The 21356-nt window shown below is 58.9% G+C and carries 16 protein-coding genes and 1 pseudogene; 10 read left to right on the plus strand and 7 right to left on the minus strand.

The window, feature by feature from the left end; translation table 11 throughout:
- Window positions 1-492: 492 nt before the first annotated feature.
- The gene (locus tag MUH00_RS20590) at window positions 493-858 is read left to right on the plus strand and encodes a MoaD/ThiS family protein (protein ID WP_247004153.1); all 366 of its coding nucleotides are present in this window, start codon (window positions 493-495) and stop codon (window positions 856-858) included.
- Between the two features lie 33 nt (window positions 859-891).
- Here the strand turns inward: MUH00_RS20590 and MUH00_RS20595 are convergent, their stop codons facing one another.
- Window positions 892-1815, minus strand: a complete 924-nt coding sequence (locus tag MUH00_RS20595; RefSeq protein WP_247004154.1) for an NAD(P)/FAD-dependent oxidoreductase — start codon at window positions 1813-1815, stop codon at window positions 892-894.
- Between the two features lie 185 nt (window positions 1816-2000).
- On the opposite strand from MUH00_RS20595, the gene MUH00_RS20600 reads away from it, so the two are divergent.
- The 3 genes from MUH00_RS20600 (at window position 2001) to MUH00_RS20610 (ending at window position 5630) form a co-directional block, all read left to right on the plus strand.
- The gene (locus MUH00_RS20600; protein WP_247004155.1) at window positions 2001-3752 is read left to right on the plus strand and encodes a CocE/NonD family hydrolase; all 1752 of its coding nucleotides are present in this window, start codon (window positions 2001-2003) and stop codon (window positions 3750-3752) included.
- Window positions 3753-3939: 187 nt separating this feature from the next.
- Window positions 3940-5130: a thiolase C-terminal domain-containing protein gene (locus MUH00_RS20605; RefSeq protein ID WP_247004156.1), complete on the plus strand. Its 1191-nt coding sequence runs from the start codon at window positions 3940-3942 to the stop codon at window positions 5128-5130.
- Window positions 5127-5630, plus strand: coding sequence for a Zn-ribbon domain-containing OB-fold protein (locus tag MUH00_RS20610; protein ID WP_247004157.1), 504 nt, complete (start codon window positions 5127-5129; stop codon window positions 5628-5630). The genes MUH00_RS20605 and MUH00_RS20610 overlap by 4 nt, the downstream gene beginning before the upstream one ends.
- Window positions 5631-5812: 182 nt before the next feature.
- Here MUH00_RS20610 and MUH00_RS20615 read toward each other — a convergent pair whose 3' ends face one another.
- The gene (locus tag MUH00_RS20615) at window positions 5813-6574 is read right to left on the minus strand and encodes an SDR family NAD(P)-dependent oxidoreductase (RefSeq protein ID WP_247004158.1); all 762 of its coding nucleotides are present in this window, start codon (window positions 6572-6574) and stop codon (window positions 5813-5815) included.
- Between the two features lie 198 nt (window positions 6575-6772).
- A complete protein-coding gene (locus tag MUH00_RS20620; protein WP_247004159.1) occupies window positions 6773-8104 on the minus strand; it encodes a phenylacetate--CoA ligase family protein in 1332 nt (443 codons plus the stop codon).
- A gap of 275 nt (window positions 8105-8379) precedes the next feature.
- On the opposite strand from MUH00_RS20620, the gene MUH00_RS20625 reads away from it, so the two are divergent.
- The 3 genes and pseudogenes from MUH00_RS20625 (at window position 8380) to MUH00_RS20635 (ending at window position 10771) form a co-directional block, all read left to right on the plus strand.
- Window positions 8380-9165: an IclR family transcriptional regulator gene (locus MUH00_RS20625; RefSeq protein WP_247004160.1), complete on the plus strand. Its 786-nt coding sequence runs from the start codon at window positions 8380-8382 to the stop codon at window positions 9163-9165.
- A 345-nt stretch (window positions 9166-9510) separates the two neighbouring features.
- Window positions 9511-9660: pseudogene (locus tag MUH00_RS20630) on the plus strand (GMC oxidoreductase); the annotation flags it as partial.
- Between the two features lie 76 nt (window positions 9661-9736).
- Window positions 9737-10771, plus strand: a complete 1035-nt coding sequence (locus MUH00_RS20635) for a zinc-binding dehydrogenase (RefSeq protein ID WP_247004161.1) — start codon at window positions 9737-9739, stop codon at window positions 10769-10771.
- A gap of 103 nt (window positions 10772-10874) precedes the next feature.
- Here the strand turns inward: MUH00_RS20635 and MUH00_RS20640 are convergent, their stop codons facing one another.
- Complete coding sequence (locus MUH00_RS20640; protein ID WP_247004162.1) at window positions 10875-12320, minus strand: aldehyde dehydrogenase family protein; 1446 nt, start codon at window positions 12318-12320, stop codon at window positions 10875-10877.
- 161 nt (window positions 12321-12481) lie between these two features.
- Between MUH00_RS20640 and MUH00_RS20645 the strand changes: the two genes are divergently transcribed.
- The 3 genes from MUH00_RS20645 to MUH00_RS20655 all read left to right on the plus strand — a co-directional run bounded on the left by MUH00_RS20645 (window position 12482) and on the right by MUH00_RS20655 (window position 16221).
- Entirely contained in the window at window positions 12482-13441 is a 960-nt protein-coding gene (locus MUH00_RS20645) for an MBL fold metallo-hydrolase (protein WP_247004163.1), read from the plus strand.
- A 75-nt stretch (window positions 13442-13516) separates the two neighbouring features.
- The gene (locus MUH00_RS20650) at window positions 13517-14632 is read left to right on the plus strand and encodes an alcohol dehydrogenase catalytic domain-containing protein (RefSeq protein ID WP_247004164.1); all 1116 of its coding nucleotides are present in this window, start codon (window positions 13517-13519) and stop codon (window positions 14630-14632) included.
- 101 nt (window positions 14633-14733) lie between these two features.
- Window positions 14734-16221, plus strand: a complete 1488-nt coding sequence (locus tag MUH00_RS20655) for an aldehyde dehydrogenase family protein (protein ID WP_247004165.1) — start codon at window positions 14734-14736, stop codon at window positions 16219-16221.
- A gap of 45 nt (window positions 16222-16266) precedes the next feature.
- Here MUH00_RS20655 and MUH00_RS20660 read toward each other — a convergent pair whose 3' ends face one another.
- From MUH00_RS20660 to MUH00_RS20670, 3 genes are all read right to left on the minus strand, one after another.
- The gene (locus MUH00_RS20660; RefSeq protein ID WP_247004166.1) at window positions 16267-17415 is read right to left on the minus strand and encodes an acyl-CoA dehydrogenase family protein; all 1149 of its coding nucleotides are present in this window, start codon (window positions 17413-17415) and stop codon (window positions 16267-16269) included.
- A 76-nt stretch (window positions 17416-17491) separates the two neighbouring features.
- Window positions 17492-19177: an acetate--CoA ligase gene (locus MUH00_RS20665; RefSeq protein ID WP_247004167.1), complete on the minus strand. Its 1686-nt coding sequence runs from the start codon at window positions 19175-19177 to the stop codon at window positions 17492-17494.
- Between the two features lie 110 nt (window positions 19178-19287).
- Window positions 19288-21177: a 3-hydroxyacyl-CoA dehydrogenase/enoyl-CoA hydratase family protein gene (locus MUH00_RS20670; protein WP_247004168.1), complete on the minus strand. Its 1890-nt coding sequence runs from the start codon at window positions 21175-21177 to the stop codon at window positions 19288-19290.
- Between the last annotated feature and the right edge of the window lie 179 nt (window positions 21178-21356).

A 21356-nucleotide genomic window follows, 5' to 3' on the forward strand; every position in this document is an offset into this window, starting at 1 on the left:
CCCCTAGTCTGTCGCAATAGATGGAGAATACCCAAGGTTGAAAGTTATTATTTTACAACCACAAATTCATTTTGTGTATAATGTCGTTCCTCACATGGGACCTACCCAGTATTGTTACAACAGTACGCGTGTAAATAGCCCTGCTCTGTCGTCGGAGTCTGATTTTGAAGCTGACAAAACACCTCGTTCTCATGGTGTCATGAGGACGTTCGCAACCGACCGTTTGCCTCTTCGAGATGCCGTCGATACCGTCCGTTCTCATCCTCTATTACGGCCATTGTTCACACCGAAATTCGGGGTCGTCAAATAAGACTCCGTCTCCGCGGCTGTCCCGCTCTGTTCTCTGTCCAGCGTGTTCTATCTATAGCCGTGAATCGTTTCCTTGGACGTCCTTGGACCGAGTGGTTGGTATTCGGTATGTCGATAGCCGGTTTCCGCGATCGACCTTTCGCTGAAGAAGCGCCTAAATCCCGTTACAGTCCTGCATCAGCAATGATGAGATATGATTCACGAAACGGCCCGCTGCCGAGTCTGGACGTCAGCGAACGAGCGGTAACAGAAACCCAAATCCGCGGTATGTACATTGAAGTCCGGACCTTCGGACCAGTTCGTGAGACTATCGAAAGAAAGTTTTATCGATACACGCTCGAGTCGAATGCGACCGTCGGCGACCTGCTGGAGCAGTCGTACCCGGAGTTAGATGATGTTCGAGCCGTTCTTGACGGGCAAGCTGAGGGCGACGTGATATCCGTGAACATCACCGTCAACAAGCGGAGCCTCAAGACGCTGGAGGACAACGAGACGGCGTTGTATGATGGGACTGTCGTGCGGCTCTCTCCGCCGATTCACAGCGGCTGAGAAGCGGTTCTCGGACTTCTACCGGCGACTCCGCTATGAACTCGAGTTCGTCTCGAGATGCGTTCGTGCCGACCGGACGGCAGTAACGCCATCGCCCACCGCTGCGGCAACTTCCAGCGGACTATCCATCCGGACGTCTCCAGCTGCGTAGATCCCTTTGACGGACGTCTCCATATCCGGGCCGACGATCACGCTTCCGTCGTCGTCGAGGTCGACGGTGTCCTCGAGGAACGACGCGTTCGGAACGGCGCCGATGTTGACGTTTAATCCGCCGACTGACTCGGTGCTCGTCTCGTCACTTTCGAGGTCCCGCAGTTGTATCGAGGTGACGACGCCATCGTCGCCTTGGATTTCCGTTACCGACATACCGGTCAGAACCTTGATCTGCTGGTTAGTTCGAGCGTCGGCCGCAAGCGACTCGTCGGCGGTCAATTCTTCCGCTCGTTCGATTAACAGCACCTCTGATGCGTGGTTCGTCAAGAATAGTGCGTCGATAATGGCGTGGTTTCGGCCTCCAATGATGGCGATTCGTTCGCCAGCGTAGAGCGGGCCGTCACAGGTCGCACAGTCGAACACGCCCCGTCCCCAGTAGTCCGACTCTCCGGGAACGCCGAGTCGCTTCGGACTGCTTCCGGTCGCGATGACGACAGCCGAGGCCTGAAACTGCCCGTGTTGCGTGTGGAGTTCGTGCGGTGCTCCGGGGTCGACGTCTTCGACGGCGGCCATTTCGACGTCTGGATCGTACGTTTCAGCGGTATTCACGAGCTGTGACCGGAGCTCCGTACCGGCTATTCCGTCCGGAAACCCTGGGTACGATTGTATCTCGTGTCGGTTCACGAGTTCTCCGCCTATCGACTCGTCCTCGAAGAACAACGTGTCGTACCCTCTCCGTCCCGCATAGGCGCCCGCGCTGAGCCCGGCCGGTCCGGTACCGATAATTGCGATATCGTAAACCATTGTCTAGCAGTAGTTGCTATCTTCCCAATAAAAAACGTTCCCCTCTATTCGGCCGACAACCGTCGTTCGGCGCTCGTCGGTTCCTGATCTCTGTGTTGTCCTTTTCTGTCTATTCGATAGTGCCTCGTTTGATCTTCGATACCATTTCTTAAGTGTATGGTCCGTGATAGGGAACCAGAGAGGTCATGGCAGATCATAAGACACAAGAAGCCAATGGAGAGCCAGACGATCACGCCGCTAAGCACTGGACCGCCCAGGGCAACGGCGGAACCGAAACGGGGACAGAATCTGGCGACGTTTGGGAGTCGTCGGTCGAAGGAGTCGCGACGGGAATCGCCAAGGAGACCGACATTCCGATTCCGATGCGCGATGGATTAGAGTTGGCCAGTAACATCTACCGGCCCGTGGAACCCGGCGAAACATTCGGCGAGGTTCCCGGCGAATACCCGGTGATTATGGAGTTTACCGGATGGGGGAAAGATATCTATTGGGGCGAAGCCGAGGAACTGTTCGGGGAGCAGTGGCCGGGAACGGGAGTCGGATATGAACCGTGGAGCCCGCCGATCGCATACTCGTGTACATTCGAATCGGAGAACCACAACTTCTGGGTCCCTCAGGGATACGTAAACATCGTCGTCGACGGGAGAGGATTCGGTCGCTCGCCGGGAGAATTCAACGGATTCGAATCGTGGGGACGGGACATGTACGATGCCATTGAGTGGGCAGCGAACCAGGAGTGGAGCAACGGAAACGTCGGCATGAGCGGCGTTTCTATTTTTTCTATCCTCCAATATTATGCAGCCGAAATGAACCCCCCTCATTTACGGGCGATTTGCCCCTGGCAGGGCACCCCGGATGATTTGTACAGACACGGTGGGATCGGTCCTGTTACCTCTCCGACGTCAACCGAAGACTTTCCCGTCCCACACGACCCCGTCTGGCCTGCGCCGGAAGACACGAACCCGCCAACGCCCGAAAATAGGCCCGAAGACGAGATATACGAGGAGATTACCCAACCCGCCCTTATCTGTGGCTCCTGGTCGAGCCACGGCCTCTTTAGCCGAGGCGATTTCAGGGCGTTTCGGAATATCGCCTCCAAGCACAAGTGGCTCTACAACCACGGCAGGGAGAAATGGGCCACGTTCTACGAAACGGAAGCGCAGGCGCTCCGAAAGCGGTTCTTCGATCACTTCTTGAAGTGTACCGATACGAGAATCCTACACGAAAAGCCGGTCAGGGCGGAAGTTCGTGACTCGCTCCGCAATTGGTCCGTTCGGACAGCAGACGACTTTCCGCTGCCCGAAACGCAGTATCGGACGCTTCACCTCGATGCGACAGACGGATCTCTTATTGACGGAAACCCGGACCGAGAGAGCACGATCAGCTACGATGCAACTACTACAGACAGCGTAACGTTCGAGGTCACCTTCGACGAGGAGACCTCGTTGATCGGGTATCAGGGCTTGAAGCTGTGGGTGACGCCTGAAGATGCGACTGATGGCGATCTATTCGTTACCGTCCGGAAGCTCGATCGGAGCGATAACGAAGTAAAATTTCACGGATACGCAGCGCCGTTGTCACACCCGGCCGCACTCGGGTTCCTTCGGCTTTCACACCGGAGTCTGAACGAGGAGAAATCGACTCAGTGGGAGCCCGTCCTTGAGCGAGAAGCAGACCCTGATCCGGTGAATCCGGGGGAAACCGTCGAGTGTCAGATTCCAATCCGGCCGTCGGGCACCTACTATCGAGAAGGGGAGACGCTGCAAGTCGAGGTTTCGGGGACGCTGTTCGGACACGAAGACCTGACAGAGAAATACCCCGCCAGGAAACGAGGAGAAACAGCACTCGGGCTAGAAACGATTAATGAAGGAAAACACACGATTCATACAGGTGGAGAGTGCGATTCTCGACTCGTGATACCCGAAGTACCACGATGAAAGTCCAGCAGCGAGACGACAGAGGCGGGCATTCGTGCGTTGTAGCGCAAACACTAATAGCGATCATCCTGAACTCGAAAGCGATGCTGAATCACAGCGGCGTACACGTACCCGAGTCCTTTCTATCCGCGGACGAGCAGGCACTAGATGCGCGAGGGGACTGTAAGAATAGCCGGGTGAGGAACTGATGACGCAGACTGCAGCGATCGTCGGTGGTGGACATACTCGCTGGGGCAAGCGACAGGCGACGTGGAAGGATCTCGCCCAAGAGGCCGGGAAAGAAGCATTCGATGACGCTCCTATCACTCCTGACGACGTAGAGGGACTGTTCGTCAGCTCCGTACAGCCTGAGCGGTTCGCTTTCCAGTCGCACGTGGCGCCGCTCGTCGCAGAGTTGCTCGGGATCGACGTCGACTCGATGATCGCTCGGACGGAACTCGCCTGCGCGAGTGGACAGGCAGCACTCCGCTACGCGTGGCTCGCTATCGCCGCCGGGAAACTAGACGTCGCACTCGTCGTCGGCGTCGAAAAGATGAATCTCCCGGACGAGCATACCGAGGAAATGCAATCGAGCATGACGAACGTTGTCGACAGGGAGTTCGACGGTGCGAACGGATTGAACGCCCCGTCGTATTTCTCGCTCATCGCCCAGCGCCATATGCACGAGTACGGGACGACTCAGGAACAGCTCGCGGCGGTGAGTGAGAAAAACAAGACTCACGCGGCCAATAACCCCTACGCACAGTTTCAGAAGGAAATCGATGTCGACGACGTGCTCGAGTCCTATCCGATCGCGCCTCCGCTCAATCTGTTCGACTGTAGCGGGATCACCGACGGCGCGGCAGCACTTGTGCTCGTAAGCGAGGAGAAGGCTCGCGAACTCACCGACACGGCCGCCTACATCACGGGAAGCGGTCAATCGTGCATGGCGAGCAACTCCATCAACAATCTCCCGTCACTGTCAGCATGGCCGCAGGCAACCGTCGCAGCCGAAAAAGCGTACGAGCAGGCCGGCATCGATGATCCCGTAAAAGAGCTCGACGTCGCCGAGATACACGATTGCTTCTCTATCAGCGAAATCATCGAGTACGAGGATCTCGGCTGGGTCGAAAAGGGTAAGGGAGGGCGCTTTGTCGAAGAGGGCCGAAGCGCCCTCGACGGTGACATTGCCGTCAATCCTCGCGGCGGGCTACTCGGTTGCGGACATCCGCTCGGTGCGACTGGCATCTCCCAGGCGTTGGAAATCTACCGTCAGTTCATCGGCGACATTCCGCCCGAAAGACGGGTTCCGGGAAGTCCGGAAACCGGGCTCATTCACAATCTCAGCGGCAGTGCGTCCGTACACAGCGTTATGACGCTCGCGAGGGATCCACAATGAACGATGACTCAGTGCCGCCACGAGATACCGTTTACGTCCCGGAACGAATCGAATTTCCACGATTACTCGATTTCTACGAGCTCCAATCCGAGGAAGAGACGCGCATACACGGATTCTATGACCGGCTTCGTGAGGGTGTACTATCGACGACGCGCTGTGAAAACTGCGACGCGATCCACTTCCCGCCGCGTGTGGTCTGTCCGAAGTGTATGAGTGACGATCTTTCTTATACGGCACTCCCGCATGACGGGACGCTATTTGCCTTCTCCGTTGTCCGCGGAAGCGCGCCGATCGGCATGGCGGAAGATGTCCCGTTCGTCATAGGTATCGTCGATCTCGAGGGGATCGACGTTCGTCTCTCGGCTCGTATCGACGGAGCTGCATACGAAGATCTCTCGATCGGAGATCGAGTGACGCTGAAAATCGTGGATATCGACGGGCCGCGTGATGAGGACCGCGTTTTTTACCGGTTCGAGCCCGTCGGACACGAATCGGAGTAGCGGCCGTCGGTGCCGTCATCACGGATCACGTGACCGGCAGTTGGAGTGTCCCTCGAAGCCTTCGAGCGAGGGGCGAAGACTCTCAGACACGCGCAGTAATCCTCGATCGCCGTGAGAACCAGTACGAGTTCGCTCGTTCATTACGACCGCTTGAGAAACGAAACCCAGTGTCCGACGCAGCCTTACTGGTCCTGGAGGAACTCGGGCCACTCTTCGGGTGGCTTCTCGAGATAGTCAGGCCGCTCATTGAGATTCCCGCCGCCGTCGACCTCGAGCACCGTCCCGGTGATGTAGCCGGCGAGATCGGACACGAGGAACAGAACGCTATCCGCGATATCCTCAGACGTGACGCCACGCTCAAGCGGTCCGCTCGGACCGCCGCCGGGACAAACCGCGTTCACTCGAACGTCAGGCCCGAGATCTCGAGCCGTATGCTTCGAGAGGCCGATGAGACCCCACTTCGAGGCGGTATAACTAGGGTCTCCGTGGACGGTAACATTTCGACCCGCCATCGAAGAGATGTTGACGATTCGTCCTCGTCCGTGCTTTTGCATCTCTGAAGCGACGGCTTTCGAGCAGTTGAACGGTCCCGAGAGATTTAGCCCGATTCCATCGGACCACGTATCGAAAGCGAGTTCGCTGAAGTGGTCAGACGTGCTACCACCGGCGTTGTTGACGAGGATTTCCACGCTTTCGAACCGATCGACTGTGGCCTCAACGAGTGCCTCTGCAGACGCTGGGGCGGTCACGTCGCAGTCGACGACCTCCACCGCGATATCGCCATTTCGCAGTTCCTCAGCTGTCTCCTCGGCTTTTTCGACCTGAATATCGGCGATCACGACGTTGCTTCCGGCCTCGCCGAGGCGTTTGGCGATTCCGCGTCCGAATCCCTGTGCTCCACCGGTGACGATCGCAGTCTCGTCTGTCAGATCGATATCGATCATGTATTCTGCTCTCATGGAACAAGGAAAAGCGTACCGAATTGTCTCGGAAGTTGGCACCTCCTTGAGGCTGGTTTAGGACGCGCGTCGTCTCATTAGCTCGAGAAGAGCCGTAATCCGACGGCTCGAATCCGACCGTTAGATGACGATCGCGGTGTGGGCTATAGCTGCGCCTCCGGACACGGTGTTACTTCCACTGAATCAGTTGCGGACTTCGATGAGGTCCGTCTTATACTCGTCCGTTGGGAGCTCGTCAATATCGACGACCGTCGGATCGACGCGGACTTTGAGCTGGCCGCGAACGACATCGACGACCTCATTGATGAGCTCCGATTCGGTCCGGGAGGTGCCCGGTTCGGAAGCGATCTCGATCGAGATCGGATTTTCAAAGTGGACTTTCTTTTCGTCGGGGACAATCATTCGGACGCGAGGTGCGACGCCCTCTACCTCGGAGATGACGTCGCGAACCGCTGACGGGAACACGTTCATTCCCTTGTAGATGAGCATCTCATCGGTCCGTCCGATGCAGTGAATCTTCGGCGATGTTCGACCACAATCACAGTCAGTTCCGGTTACGCGAGCGTAGTCACCCGATCGGAATCGAACCAGTGGCGTCGCTTCTCGGCGCAGATGTGTGTAAACGAGTTCGCCCTCTGCTCCTTCTTCGAAGGGCCTGGTATCGCCTGTCTCCGGATTAATCAATTCGACGTGGACATACCCTTGAGCATGAAAGTGCATACCCGATTCCTCCTCACACTCAGCCCACATACAGCCGACGACGTCACCTAATCCCATCGCCTCGCGGACTAAGCTCGCGTCCCACGCGTCGTAAAATTCGGATCGGATTTCCGGATTAGAAATCCCGGGGCCGCCTCCGCCGATAACCTTCGTCATGGGCAAGTCTGCTGGCGAAATACCACACACTTCCTCTGCCTGTTCGGAGAGGTATCGAATATGAGACGTGGTCGTCCAGAGGACATCCGGATGGATGTCGGTCGCGACAGAAAGCAATCGATCGGTGCTTTCACCTCCCGCAGGGACGACATTCGCACCCAATTTCGTTAGCGATTCGAAATACGGTGTTCCGCCCGTGATCATCGTTTGTCCCGCTCCGAACAACACGATATCTGCGGAGCGTACCCCTGTGGTGTAAAACGCGCGCTCTTGGACGGTGTTCCAGTCGCGCCGATCCTGGGACGTGAGGCCGAAGTAGGTGGGTTTGCCCGTTGTTCCGGACGACGAGATGACACGGTTGAGTGCCGAGGTAGGGGCAGTCTGATGTTCGCCGAGGGGTTTAGCTGGCGTCTGAGACACTTGACTGTCACGTTCGTCCTGTTTCGTCATGAACGGAAGTTCAGTGAACTCGTCCAACGTATCGATAGTTGCGGGTCTGACGTCCCACTCCTCGAACAGACGGCGATAATACGCTGATTGCTCCGTGAGATATTCAAGTTGGTTGGGTAGAAGTCGCTCGTGTTTAACAAGCACCTCTTCCCATGGTTCGATCTCAATTAGGTCGTAGACGTCAACCATGATATGCTAACTCACTGCCTATCTAATTCAGTCTATCGGTTCGTGCCTTTGCAAACAACCGGATACAAACGCAAGCGAACGGCCGACACCGCTATTGAATGAACGGTTGTTTGCCCAAAGTTGAAGATGCATATCTTTGATCGACTGCTCCTACTGAGGCCTCCATTGCACACGGCCCCTACACGTCAAACATCGAACTAATATAGGGAGAGGTGAAAATGCATCTTATTTGATCCTCGCAAAAGAATATATACTCCCTTTGTGTATTAGAATCCATGTCAGATGAAACACGCCGAATTCAATCGGTTGATCGGGCGTTTCAGATACTTCGTCAGATCAGCGAAAACGGCTGTAGCAGTATCTTGGAGATCTCTGAAGAGGTCGGACTCTCACCAGGGACTGTACATACTCATTTGGCAACCCTCAAGTCGAAAGGATTCGTTCAGCAAGAGGGGAAAAAATACAAGTTGGGAATGGAATTTATTCCTTTCAGCGAGCGGGCCCGGAGCCAGACAGATCTCTTCCGAGCTGGAAAGACGGAAATCGAGAAATTGGCTCACGAATACGACGCCGTTGCACACTTGATAACTGAATATCAGGGAAAGACACTCATTCTTTACGAAATGTTTGGTAAAGACGCTATCGGAAAGGAGGTTCACACCAAGAAACGAGACGCGCCGCAAGTGCACACCCACTGTACAGCCGGTGGAAAGGCGATACTCGCACACTTGCCCGAATCGAGGGTCGATCAAATCATCGAGCAGCAGGGATTACCCGCATATACGTCGCACACGATAACGGATAAGAACGCGCTGTATGAAGAGCTCGAGCAGATCCGCGATCAGCGATACGCGGTCAACAACGAGGAAGTCGTCTACGGCAATCAGGGGATCGGCGCGCCGATTATCGATGAGCACGAGTCGGTCATCGGCGCGATCAGTATCTCTGGACCGGCCAATAACTGGCAGGGAAAACAACTCGAGGACGAACTCGCTAAGGCAGTTATCCGATCGGCGAACAATATCGAAATCAACATCCATACGGAAACTGGCTTCCTATGAGATTCGACCTTCTCAAATGACAGGTACAGGTTCCTCGTGATTTTATACACTCGTACTACTGTAAAGGAACTGATTTGCGTTTGCTAATGAGATAACAGTCAGAGTCGACCAGAAAGAGTGATAAAATAGGCATAATGGGCCACACATTGGGGATAGTGCACTGAAAAAGAGGAAAATCGACTGTCTATTCAAGATAGCATCCTCCGCATCAGCCGGCGTTTCTGGCATCGGACGTATTGTGAGTCTACAATAAATCGATGCGGGAACGGGGATCGGTCGCATCGATCGTGATCTTTGATAGCATCAAACAAACCCAGGGCGATTTGAGGGTTTTCGCGTACATGGGTGTCGGACCTCCGTGTCATCGACGCGTCGATTATGCCGAAGATTTCGAGTGGGGATACAAATGCGCCGACGATCGCTATCGCCGAGAAAGGGGCGGGTCTACTCAAAAACGCCAGTCGATTGGAACTGGAATCGCCGAAAAGGCCGTAATCTGAACGCGATCGAAGCTTGATCCGGTTTTAGTCCCTGTATTTTATGTCGGATCGGTTCGTACTCGTCATCGGTCATGCAAGCAGCTCAATATTACGGGAACAGAGATATCAGAGTTACGGATATGGACGAACCGTCCCCGGATGAAGGCGAGGTATTGATCGACGTGACAGCTTGCGGCATTTGCGGCTCTGATCTCGGAGAATACCTCCACGGGCCACGGTCCGATGACAGAGTGCCGTATACGATGGGCCACGAAGCGGGTGGAACGATCGCAGAGACCGGCGAGAATGTTGATGTCGAGGTTGGTACCGAGATCGTGTTGAATCCGCTTGTCGCCTGCGAAGAGTGCTGGTGTTGCGACGAAGCAAAGTACAACATCTGTGAAAACTTGGAAGTTATCGGGGCGCAACGACCCGGGGCCTATGCCGAACGAGTCACGGCGCCAGTCGGGAACGTGGTTCCTCTTCCGGCCGGCGTTTCGCCGGAGATGGCCGCGGTTTCCGAACCGGTGGCAGTGGCCTTCCACGCCCTCATGCGATCCCCACTTTGCCCGGGTCAGTCTGTTGCGGTCGTCGGGCTCGGCCCCATCGGGCTTGGACTGATTCAGCTCGTAAAGGCTGCCGGTGCAGGCCCTATTTACGCCTCAGGACACCGGGAAGCACGACGAGCGATCGCTCACGAGTGTGGTGCAGACGTTGTGATCGATTCGAGAAACACGGATCCAATCGAGCGAATTCGCGACGAGACAAATGGCGGCGTCGATGTCGCGTTCGAAGTGGCCGGCAGAGAATCCGCGCTTAACGACGCGATCAAGGCCACCAAACCAAGTGGACACACCACTCTCATTGGCGTGTTCAAGGGAGCGGTCGAGTTCGAGCCGATGGACCTCATCAACAAGGAACGATCCGTCAATGCCTCGGCGGCCTATCGGACGGGGCCGCTTGCCGACCGAGACTTTGGCGCAGTTCTCCAGAAGTTCGCCACCGGCGCGGTGGATCCGGAACTTCTCGTTACATCGCGGATCGGCCTTCAGGGCATCGTCGACGATGGATTTGAAGCACTTGCCGATGGTGACAGCGAGGAGGTAAAGGTCTTGGTCCGTCCGTAACCGGAGAAAATCGGTGCGGTGCGTTGAGCGGCTATTTTTTCGCGCCCGGAAAGCCTGTACTGTCGGACGATGCGGAATATCTACCGGATGAACCCGGAGGCGTCTACCCGTCCAGCGTGAGGTCTATACAGACGTTCTTCGTCTGGAGGTACGAATCGAGTGATTCGAGCCCCATCTCGCGACCGATTCCGCTTTTCTTCATCCCGCCGAACGGCGTCGCCGTCGATCCGCCGAACCACTGATTAACGTAGATCGTTCCAGCCTCGATATCGCGTGCTGTCTGAAGCGTCTGTTTGACATCGTACGAGAAGATCCCACCAGTGAGTCCAAGCTCGACATCGTTCGCGATTTCGACGGCTTCTTTCCGGTCCGAGAACGGTATCACGGTAAGCACCGGACCGAAAATTTCCTCCTGAGCGATCCGCATCTCGTTACGGACATCCGAGAACACGGTCGGCTGAACGAAGTATCCCTCCCTATCGAGCGCTTCTCCGCCCGTCTCGAGCGTCGCTCCTTCTTCGAGGCCAATGTCGATATAGTTGAGCACTTTCTCGTAGTGTTCCGCGTGGTTGAGGGGGCCCATATCCGGGTTTTCGATGCCCGCGCCCAGCGTGTAGGCCTCCGCCCGTTCGACAATTTTCTCGACGAACTCGTCATAGATAGACTCGTGGACGATGGCCCGATCGGCAGCGGCACAGATCTGTCCTGTATTGCTGAAAATCCCTATCGAGATCGCGGTTACGGCCTCGTCGATATCGGCGTCGGGCATCACGATCGCCGGGTTCTTGCCGCCGAGTTCGAGCGTGACCGGCGTGATGTGCTCCGCTGCGGACTCCATCACCGCTTGCCCCGTGGGTACGCTTCCGGTAAACGAGATCGTGTCGACACCTTCGTGCGAAGACAACGCAGCCCCAGGCTCTGTCGCCCCAGTAACCACGTTAATGACGCCGTCAGGGACGCCCACCTCTTCACAGATCTCCGCGAGGTGGAGAGACGAAAGCGGCGTCGTCGGTGCAGGTTTGATAACGACCGCATTTCCCGCGACGAGTGCTGGTGCGGTTCCCTGCGCACTGAGGTTGAGCGGGGCGTTCCACGGGATGATCTGGGCGCTTACCCCGTAGGGCTCTCGAAGCGTGAAATCCAGCGTATCTTCACCTACTGGGATGCTTTTACCTTCGAGTTTGTCCGCCGCGCCCGCGTAGTACTCGAAACACTTGGCTGCCCCCTCGACGGCTCTCCGGGATGCGGTCAACGGCTTTCCCTGATCGAGTGTTTCGACTTCTGCGAGTGTCTCGGCGTGCTCGCGGATGCCGTGTGCGATTCGCTGGACTATCTCTCCTCGCTCATCGGGTTTTTTCGCTTGCCACTCCTCGAGCGAATCTTGTGCGGCCGTGACCGCCTTGTCAACATCTTCGGCGGTCCCTGCCGCGAACTCCGCGATCGGTTCCTCGGTTGCGGGATCTTCCGTCGTGAGATAATCGTTGTTCGAGGCCTCTACCGTTTCGCCATCGATAAACAACTCGTACGTGTCATCTATTGAATCGGACATAGTATATCAACAACGGTGTTTCGGTGAACCGCTGTAGAAAGTTACAATAGCCTCATGATTAATAATTTTACCGATGCTCAGTCCGCGGCGAGGAGCCCGGCGGGCAGCAGGCGGCCAGAACGAGCAAGAACTATACCCGTGTTCGACGACATCCGCGATAGATGCTGGAGAGTAGTGTGACGATTTCGTGCATCGAATTCCCGATCGAGTTCCCGCCCGGACACGTCGCTGCGTACGTCCTAGATGGAGACGAGGTGATTCTGTTCGATAGCGGCCCCGCCTCGAGGTCGATGGAACAGCCGATTACGTTCGCCGATCAGTGCGGCTACGCCCTCGAGGAAATCGACCACGTCTTCCTGACTCACCCCCACCCCGACCATATCGGTCGTCTTCGGGAACTGGTCGAGGGAAGCGACGCGGACGTGTACGCCCCGCTCATGGCGCGCGATAGGCTCAATCGACCTCTCGAGAGTGTTACCGACCGGATCCGGAACACGATCGCGGAGAGCGGGTTCGATCAGTCCAAACAGGAACAGTTGTTCGACGACGAAACGCGCTTACAGCGGTGGATGCGGACGAACTTCCCCTTCGATGCCGTCGACCACTGGCTCGTCGACGATCAGCGCATCACCGTCGGCGAACGGACTATCGATGCGATCTGGACGCCCGGCCACCAAGCCGACCACCACTGCTATGCGACGACGGTTGACGGCGAGTCGGTCCTCTTCTCCGGCGACATGGCCATCGAACCGTTCCGTGCGGTTCTCCTCAACAACCGCCTGGACCGCGAGTACCACAACGCCGTCGTGAGCTACCAGCGCTCCCTCGACCGTCTCGAGGAGCGCGACTTCGATCGGGTCTTCCCGGGCCACGGCCCCGTCCACGAGGATCCGACCGAATCGTTCCGGAACGATCGTACCAGTCTCGACCGCCGGATTGAGGGCGTAGCCGACGCACTCGCCGCCGGGCCGATGACGGCAGCCGAAGTCGCTGAAAACGTTCTGGATGACGCTCACGCGATGCACTTTTTCCCCGAGATCCTCAGTACGCTTGCCTATCTGGTCAATCGCGGGCGAGCGTCCCGCGAGCGCGCCGGGGGCCTCGTCTACTACTCCGGCTGAACACCTCGAACCTCCTGAACACCAATCTGTACGTTAACAGGTATATTTATTGACCGATGTGTCTATAATAGTCTTATGACACATAGTGTCAAGGCTGCGGTCGTCGAAGCGCCGGAGACGGACGGCTTCACGGTGACGGATGTCGAACTGGACGATCCGAAACCCGGTGAGGTACGCCTCGAGATCGAGTATGCGGGCGCTTGCCACACGGACTGGCACGCCGTTGAAGGTGCATTACAGAGGAACTATCCGGTGGTCGCGGGTCATGAAGGTGCTGGACGCGTCGTCGAGATCGGTGAGGGTGTCACGAGCGTCGAACCTGGCGACCGCGCTCTCACCCTTTGGGTTCCCTCGTGTGGCGCCTGTGAGATGTGCGTCCAGGGTCACCAACACCTCTGTGTTCGCGGCGGTGAGAGTCTCTACGAAGGCTACCTTCTCGACGGAACGTGCCGATTCCACCGCGGTGACGAGGATCTAGCGCAGTTCCTGACCCTCGGGACATTCGCCGAAGAGATCGTCGTTCCGGAATCCGAAGTGTACCCGATTCCGAACGTTCTCCCCACCGACGTCGCGTCGATCATCGGCTGTGGCGTCGTGACCGGATACGGGTCTGCGGCCCACCGCGCGGACATCCAGCCCAACGACACGGTGGTCGTCATCGGGGCGGGGAACGTCGGACTGAACGCCATTCAGGGAGCCACCCACGCCGGCGCAGGGACGGTCATCGCGAGCGATCTCGTGGACCTGAAACGCGAGAAGTCACTCGAGTTCGGCGCGGACTACGCCATCGACCCAGACGTTACCGACCCGGTCGAGTTCGTCCACGATATCGCTCCGCTAGGCGCGGACGTCGTCGTGCTCTCCGTAGGCGTAGCTAGCGGTGAGCTCATCGCGGATACGGTTCCGCTCCTCGGTCCTCGTGGAGAACTGATCATCACGGCCGGGTCGCCGAGTCGGAACATTCCCATCTCGCCACAGCAACTCCTTGACGGCGAGACGGAGATCAAAGGCTGTCTTTACGGCGGAGCCAGCCCCCGGCGGACGACGGCGGAGGTCATTGATCGGTATCTCAACGACGATTACCTGCTCGACGAACTGATCACGCAGGAATACTGCTTGGACGACGTCGACAAGGCGTACGCAAACCTCCTCGACGGAGAGGATGTCCACAGCGTCCTGAAATTACGCTGAGTCCTCGAGCCTTCCGCCGCTCTCTGCGCAGTCTCTGTGTTCCGACGGAACCGATCACCACGAAAACACATATAATCGACACTGACGTATTCGGAGTTTGTATGACACCAACTATCGCGGACGATGATTGGTCCCGGATGTTTCTCGACGGCAAGTGGGTCCCATCCCCGAGCGGGGAGACGCTCGCCGTCGCTGATCCGTCCACGAGAGATCGCCTCTTCGACGTCCCGGCCGCGACCGAGGACGACGTCAACGCGGCGTTCGAGGCCGCGGCGGCGGCGCAGGACGAGTGGGCGGACGCGAGTCCGAGCAGACGACAGGGAGCCATTCTCGACGGGATGGACGCCCTCGAAGAATCGTTCGACGACGTCGTCGACCTCCTGATCTCGGAAGGTGGTTCGTCGACGGCGAAGGCTACCATCGAGACCCAGAACACGCTGGCGACGATGGGCGAAGCCGCGACGTTCCCGGCGCGAATGAAGGGCGAACACGCTGGCTCGAACATCCCGAACAAGGAGAACATCGTCGAACGGAGGCCGGAGGGGGTTATCTCGGTCATTACGCCATGGAACTTCCCACTCGTCCTCACGATGCGGGCCGTCGCACCTGCTATCGCGACGGGGAATTCCGTCGTCCTCAAACCCTCCTCGGAGACACCGGTCACGGGCGGACTCCTCGTCGCCAAACTCTTCGAGGAGGCGGCGCTCCCGGACGGAGTCCTGAACGTCGTCACCGGCAGCGGTTCGGATATCGGCGACAACATGGCCGGCCATCCCGTCGCGGACGTCGTCGCGTTCACGGGGTCGACGAGCGTCGGCCGCGAAGTCGCCGCGACCGCCGGCCGGAACCTCGCCATCGCCGCGATGGAACTCGGCGGGAACAACGCACACATCGTCACCGCGGACGCTGACATCGACGAGGCGGTCGAAGCGGGGACGTTCGGCTCGTTCATCCATTCCGGGCAGGTGTGTCTCTCCATCAACCGCCACGTCGTTCACGAGGACATCTACGACGAGTACGTCGGAAAACTCGCGACCAGGGCAGAAGAGATAGCGACCGGCAGCGTCCACGATCCGGCGACCATCGTCGGCCCAATCATCAACGAGTCTCAACGCGAGCAGATACTCCGCTTCATCGACGACACGGTCGACGCCGGTGCGACGCTCGAGACGGGCGGCGAGGTCGTCTCCCTCAACGGCGTCGAAGACTCCCTCGTCGTCGCGCCGACCGTGCTCTCCGGCGTGACGAGCGACATGCCGACGGCCTGCAACGAGCACTTCGGCCCCATCGCGCCCGTCATTCCGGCCGGCGATGTGGACGAGGCGGTCGAGATCGCTAACGATACCGAGTACGGTCTCTCCGGGAGCGTCTACGCCGGCGACGTCGGTCGCGGTCGGGAAATCGCACAGCGGATCGACACCGGGATGATTCACGTCAACGATCAACCAGTGAACGAGGAACCACACATGCCCTTCGGCGGCGTCGGGGCGTCCGGTATCGGCCGCTACAACGGCGACGAGGTGCTCCAGGAGTTCACGCAGACGAAGTGGACGAGCGTGCAACACGAACCGCGCGATTACGGGCTCTGAGGGGGCCGCCGTTCGCAACACCACTCCCCACCCCATCGAGGCCGTCTACGTGTGGCGGTAGATCAGGTCGCGCTGGATTTCGTTGACGCCCTCGTATATGATCGGGAGGCGCGCGTCGCGGTAGAGTCGAGAGATTCGTCGCTCGTTTAGGATGCCGCGTCCGCCGTGGAGTCGCATCCCGGTTTCGGTACACTCAACGGCGGTCTCGGTCGCCTTCATCTTCGCCATCGCGGCCCAGTCGGTTGCATCCTTCGTCCCTTTTACGCGCTCTGCGGCGCGCCACGTTAGCGCGCGTGCGCTCTCGAACTCCGTCCGAGCGTCCGCGAGGTCGTGTCGGACAGACTGGAATTCGCTTACCGACCGGCCGAATTCCTCGCGCTCCTCGACGAATTTCCACGTTTCCTCGAGGGACGCGGCCGCGATTCCGATGCCGTGCCCGCTCGTGGAGACGCGGCCGTGATCGAAAAACTCGGCGACCATTCGGAACCCCTCTCCCTCCTCGCCGACGAGGTTCTCTTCCCGAACGCGGCAGTCGTCGAACTCGATGCGGGCCTGCTGGGACGCTCGCATTCCGATCTTCTCGGGGATGTGTTCTGCGGTGTACCCCGACGTATTCGTCGGGACGATGAACAGCGAGTGGTTCCCGTGTCGATCCTCGGGGTTGGACCCGGTCTTCGCGTACACGAGAACCCAATCAGCGTCGATCCCGTTTCCGATCCAGTACTTCTCGCCGTCGATCACCCATTCGTCGCCGTCGCGCTCCGCGGCGGTCGTCATCCCCGCGAGGTCGCTCCCGGTCTCCGGTTCCGATATTGCCATCCCGGCGAACTCCTCGCCCGACGCGATCAGCGGTAGGCGCGTTCGCTTCTGTCGGTCCGTCCCGTATCGCTCGAGGATATTCGTGCCGAAACTCCGCCCCCGAATCGCCATCCCGATCCCGGCGTCCGCGCGGAAAAACTCCTCCGTGATCGCCAGGCTCTCGAGGAGCGACGCGCCGCGCCCACCGTACTCCTCGCTGATCTCGATCCCGACGAAGCCGGCGTCGCTCGCTGCGTCGACGACCGCCGTCGGGTACGTCCCGTCGTTGAAGTGTCGCTCGGCGTTCGGCTCGATGTACTTGCGTGCGAACGCTCGAGCCTCGTGTTTGGCGGTCCGAACTGACTCCGGAACCAGTAACTCGTTCAGTAATTCCATGCCGAATGGTCGAAAAACGATGATAAAACTCTTTCGTCGCGGAATGACCGTAGCCCGGGTCGCTCCTCGACGACCCCTACTCGGCGACGCCCTCGCGCCCACGGAGTGCCGTTCGGCGGATCTTCCCGGTCGAAGTACGAGGAAGCTTCTCGACGAATTCGAGTTCGCGCGGGTACTCGTACTTCGCCAGCCGGTCCTTGACGTGTTGCTGGAGGTCCGAGCGTCGCTCCTCGGTCGGCTCGCGCCCCTCGCTCAGGACGACGAACGCCTTGGGAATCTCGCCGCGCGTCTCGTGGGGCACACCGATGACGCCCGCCTCCGCCACGGCCTCGTGGGTGACCAGCGCCTCCTCGATCTCGTCCGGGCCGAACCGATAGCCGGAGCTGATGATCAGATCGTCGTCGCGGGCGTGAAATCGGAAGTAGCCGTCCTCGTCGATCGATACGAGGTCCTCAGAGAGGAGCCAGCCGTTTTGAACCTTCTCTGCCGTCTTTTCGGGCTTGTCGAGGTAGCCTACGAACAGCATCGGGTCGTCCTCGTACCGAACCGCAAGCTCACCGATTTTGCCAGGCGCCTCGATCGGCTCCCCTGTATCGAGGTCGAGGATCGCGACCTCGTGTCCGAGCGACGGAATCCCGAAGTAGCCGGTTCGGTGAGCGATACCGAAAGCGGGGTCGTCGCAGATGAGCCCTCCAATCTCGGTCGTTCCGTAGCCTTCAACGAACGCCGCGTTCTCGAAGGTGCTGGTCGCCCAGTCGATGATGCTCTCTCCCGCGGACTCCCCGCCGGTCGAGAACGATCGGAGACTGCTCAGATCGTGTTTCTCCGCCGCGTCGTCCACTTGCATCATCTTGCGCACCGCGGTCGGCGGGAGATTCAGGTGCGTGATGCCGAACCGGTCGACGAGTTCGAACTCCTTCTCGGCCTCGAACTTCCCTCTCGGGGAGCCGACGACCGGTATCCCGTAGAAAAGCGGCGGGAGGACCATCTGATTCAGGGACATAATCCACGACCACTCGGAGATCGTCCGCGCGACCTGATCGCCTCCCGTGTTGTGTCGCTGTAGACTGATGAACTGCGGAAGGAGGCCCAAGAGATGTCTGTGCGCGTGGACCGCGCCTTTGGGCTTGCCAGTCGTCCCGCTCGTGTAGATGATACAGGCGTCGTCCTCCGAGTCCGTCCGCCGCGTTTCGAAGTCCGCCGCGTAGCCCTCGATGACCTCCCAGAAGCTGACTTCGCCCTCTTTGTCGAACCCCTCGGTCGTCACGACTAGCTCGAGGGCGTCGAGATCGTCGCGAATCTCTCGGAACGTTTCAATTGCATCTCGAGCGACCACGAACGCGGTGGATCCCGAGTTTGCGAGTCGATATCGCAGCCCGTCGGTGCCGAGGAGGACGCTAAGCGGGACGGTGACAGCACCGAGTTTGAATGCGGCGAGGTGGGCGACGAGCGACTGCAGGCACTGCGTGCCGTTAACGGCGACCCGGTCGCCCGGTCCGATGTGCCGGTCCTCGAGAGCGTTCGCGAACCGATTCGCGTAGTGCCGGAGCTGGCGAAACGTGTACGCGCTCCGTCGCTCGCCTTCCGCGTCGATATATAGGGCAACGTCGTTCTTCTTCGCCTCGGCCCACCGGTCGCAGACGTAGTGAGCGATGTTGAACGTCTCGGGGATTTCCCACTCGAACCACTCCTCCGCCGCTTCGATCGTGTCGAACCCTTGCTCGTGAAAATAGTAGTTCTCGAGCCGGTCGGTCTCGTCCATTCCACTGAGAAAATTACGACTGCGGGCATTAAACGTTATTTCATTTGTACTAGATATTCGTGTCGGTGGTGAGGAGTCTGGAGGACCGATATCGAGGGTACCGATCGAGGCTAGTCGAACTGCGGGTCGCGGTCGTGTGTGAACGCCTCGACGCCTTCAAGCATGTCGTCGGTCGTGGCCAGGAGGCCAAACGCTTGACTTTCCATCGCGATCGCCGTATTCAGACTCGCGTTCTGCCCCCCGTTGATGACCTGTTTCGCCGCTTTGAGTGCCGTTTGCGGGCCGTTCGCGATCGTCGTCACGAACTCGTTGACCGTCTCTTCGAACTCGTCGTCCGGTACCGCACGGTTCAGGATACCCCAGTCGGCCGCGCGTTCGGCGCTGATCTGCTCGCCCTTGAAGATGAGCTCCTTCGTGCGCGCTTCGCCCACGAGGCGAACGAGCCGCTGAGTCCCGCCGCCACCTGGGATGAGCCCTAGATTGATCTCTGGACTCCCCAGTTTGGATCCCTTGGTCGCGATACGGATGTCGCAAGCGAGGATGATCTCGAAGCCACCACCCAGACAGAGCCCGTCGACCTTCGCGACTGTCGGTCGTTCGAACTCGTAGATCGTTTCGACGGCCTCGTCGACGTCCATCAGGTCAGTCGGCTCGGCGATCGTGAAGCCGGTGATGTCGGCGCCGGCGCTAAACGCCCTGTCGCCGGCCCCCTCGAAGGTGACGCAGGCCACCTCGTTCGTGTCTACGGACTCGAGCAGCCGCTGGACCTCGTCGAGCATGTCCGTCGAGAGCGCGTTCAGGCGCTCCTCGCGATCAAAGGTTACCTCGAGTACGCCGTCATCAAGGGTGTGCGTGACGTAGTGATAGGGGCCGCCGTCGGCGTAATCGTAGAATCCTTTGCCGGCGTCTTCCCCAGTGTGACCGGCTTCAACGAGTTCGACGAGGTGATCGGCCGGCTCGTAGCGCGCCGCGCCGGTCTCCTCGTAGAGCGACTCGACTGTCTCGAGCGCCCGATCGAGGCCGAGCTTGTCGCCCGTCCGGCAGGTTCCCTCCGGGAGACCGCCGCCGAGACGCATCGCGATGTCGACGTCCTCGGGGTCCGCCACGTCCTGACCGACGAGACGCGCCGCCTCGTTCACCATCCGCGCCTCGACGCGAAGCGTGTCGAAGCCGTCGCCGTCGCCGGGTTCGTAGTCGACGCCGCCGTCCTCGTAGTCGTAGAATCCCAATCCGGTCTTCCGGCCGAGTTCGTCGTTCTCGACGCGCGTTTCAACGCAATCGGGGAGGGATTTCTTCCACTGCTCGCGACTGTGTGCGAGCACGTCGAGGCCGCCGAAGTCAGCGAGTTCGAACGGTCCCATCGGGTAGCCCCGCCGGAACACCATGGCTGCGTCGGCCTGTCGGGCCTCTGCTTCACCCTCGTCGAACATCCACGCGGCCTCCTCCATGAAGGGAACCAACACGTTGTTCACGACGAACTCGGGGACGTCCTTTCGGACGAGAACGGACCTCTTGTCCAGCGACTCGACGAACTTGTCGGCCGCATCGACGACATCGTCGGCGGTCCGCTCCCCGGAGACGACTTCGACGAGGTCCATCTTCACCGGCGGGTTGAAAAAGTGGAGCCCGCAGAACCGCTCCGGGTTCTCGAGGGGTTCCGCGATGTCACTGACCCTGAGACTCGACGTGTTCGTCGCGAGGATCGCGTCGTCTTCGGTAGCGTCCTCGACATCTTCGAATAGATTCCGCTTCATCCCGAGGTCCTCCGGGATAGCCTCGATGACGATGTCCGCGTCGCTGACAGCCTCGTCGAGGTCGGTCGTCGTGCGGACGCGCTCGAGGACGGCGACAGGATCGTCACCGAGTTGTCCCTTTTCGGTGAGTTTCTCGACGCTCCACTCGAGCTGTTCGTAGCCGTCTTCGACGTACGGTTCCTCGATGTCACGGAGGGAGACCTCGTAACCTGCGATCGCCGATAGTTCGGCGATTCCGTGACCCATACTCCCCGCTCCAAGCACTGCAACGCGCTCTATCTCACGTAGCATCGCGTATATGATCACGATAGCAGGTATTCAAACTGACGGTTAGCTGGAAACCGGCTGCTCGTGATACGCGAGCGGGTTCCGTCTTCCGTTGATCGGCGGTACTACGCCGAGTAGCGCCTCACTCGTCACAGACG

Source organism: Halosolutus gelatinilyticus (assembly GCF_023028105.1).
Taxonomy (GTDB): Archaea; Halobacteriota; Halobacteria; order Halobacteriales; family Natrialbaceae; genus Halosolutus; species Halosolutus gelatinilyticus.